This window comes from Nocardia farcinica (genome assembly GCF_029867845.1).
Classification (GTDB): domain Bacteria; phylum Actinomycetota; class Actinomycetes; order Mycobacteriales; family Mycobacteriaceae; genus Nocardia; species Nocardia farcinica_A.
The window spans coordinates 1-1,607 of the sequence record NZ_JARWRU010000328.1 but is presented as its reverse complement, the minus strand read 5'-3'; the positions used below and the strand labels follow the sequence as shown (position 1 = coordinate 1,607).

Sequence of the window (1,607 nt, the reverse complement as noted above, 5' to 3'; positions counted from 1 at the left end):
TGGTTACACACCCGCCTTTTTTTTACCCCCCCCCCGCGGGGCGGGGGGGGGGGGGGGGCGGGGCTGCTCCGCCCCACCGCCCGCGGCACCGCGCGCCGCCAGGACTACTGCAGGTAGCCCTCGACCTGGCGCGGGGAGTTGAGCTGGGCGTCGTCGGGGGACATGCCCGAGTCCAGCCGGGCCCGGCGCTGGCGCAGCAGATCCCAGCACTGGTCGAGCATGACTTCGAGTTCGGCCAGCCGTTTGCGTTCGTCGACCGGATCCACCTCGCCCGCAACGGCTTTCGCCCGGAGCCGGTGTTCGTCGTCGACGAGCTGTTTGATGCGTGCCAGGAGATCCTGATCGCTCATGCACCCATGTTACGGGCTGTTCGCGTCGCCTGCCGGGTGCTCCTCGCGGGCGCGGGCCAGACAGTCCGCGGCCGCGTTCGCGGCGATGCGCAGCTCGGCGTGGCTCGTCGCCGTGTAGCCGAGCGGAATGCCGAAGCGGCGTCGCGGCACGTCCGCGTCGAGGTGGTGACGGGTGAGCGAGTCCAGCTCCAGGCCCGCCAGGCGCCCGAACCGGACCGCGGCGCGCTCGGCCGCCTGGCCGGGCAACGGGACCACCACATGCGACCCGGCGTCGTCGCCGAGCACCTCCAGCCCGCGCTCGCGCAGCGCCGCGACCACCAGCTCGCGGCGGGGCGCGACCAGGCGACGCAGTCGGCGCAGGTGCCGGGCGAGGTCACCGTGCCGGGCGAGCTCGGCCACCACGAGCTGTCCGGCGGGTGCGGGCGTGGTTCCGGTGCGCTCGCGGTGGTCCAGCACCGCCCGCGCGATCCCGGGCGCGGCCACCAGCCAGCCGACACCCAGGGTGGGGGACAAGATCTTGCTGGTGGTGCCCAGGTGCACCACCACGTCCGGCGCGAGGGCGGCCAGCAGCGGCAACGGGGCGGTGTCGTAACGCAGTTCGCCGTCGTAGTCGTCCTCCAACACGAGCAGGCCGTGGCGGCGGGCGTGCTCGACCAGTGCCACCCGGCGCGCGGCGGGCATGCGCGCGCCCATCGGGAACTGGTGCGCGGGTGTGCAGTACACCGCCCGCACGTCCGGCGGAATCCGGTCCACCCGCAGGCCCGCCTCGTCCACCGGCACCGGCTCCACCCGGATGCCCGCCGCCCGGAACGCGCCGACCGCCCGCTGGTAGCCGGGGTCCTCCACGGCCACCGCGTCGCCGGGACGCAGCAGGGCGGCCGCGAGTTCCCCGACGGCCGCGCTGGTCCCCGCGGTCGCCAGCACCACCGTGTCCGTGTCGTGGCCGGCGCGCAGACCGCGATGACGCAGCAGGTGCTCGGCCACCGCCGCCACGTAGGCGGGTTCGCCGCCGCGCTCCTTGCGCACGACGGGCGTCCGGTCCGCCGCCGCGCGCCAGGCCCGCCGCCAGGCTGCCCGGTCGATGGCGTCCACGCAGGGCGCGCCGGGACCGAGGTCGAGCAACGCGGGGCGGGCTCCGTCGCCGCGCGCGGCCGGATGGTGTTGTGGCGCGCCCGCGGGCGCGGCGGTCAGGTAGGTGCCCGAGCCGTGCCTGCCCGCGATCCAACCCTCGGCGTGCAGTTGGTCGTAGGCGGCGGC

2 protein-coding genes are annotated in these 1,607 nt (G+C 75.9%); both read right to left on the bottom strand.

The annotated features are described in order from the left end of the window. Positions 1-104: 104 nt before the first annotated feature. The gene (locus tag QH283_RS07020) at positions 105-350 is read right to left on the bottom strand and encodes a DUF2630 family protein (protein ID WP_280502202.1); all 246 of its coding nucleotides are present in this window, start codon (positions 348-350) and stop codon (positions 105-107) included. 9 nt (positions 351-359) lie between these two features. After that, on the bottom strand, positions 360-1,607 hold a 1,248-nt coding region (locus QH283_RS07015; protein ID WP_280502201.1), incomplete at its 5' end, for a PLP-dependent aminotransferase family protein.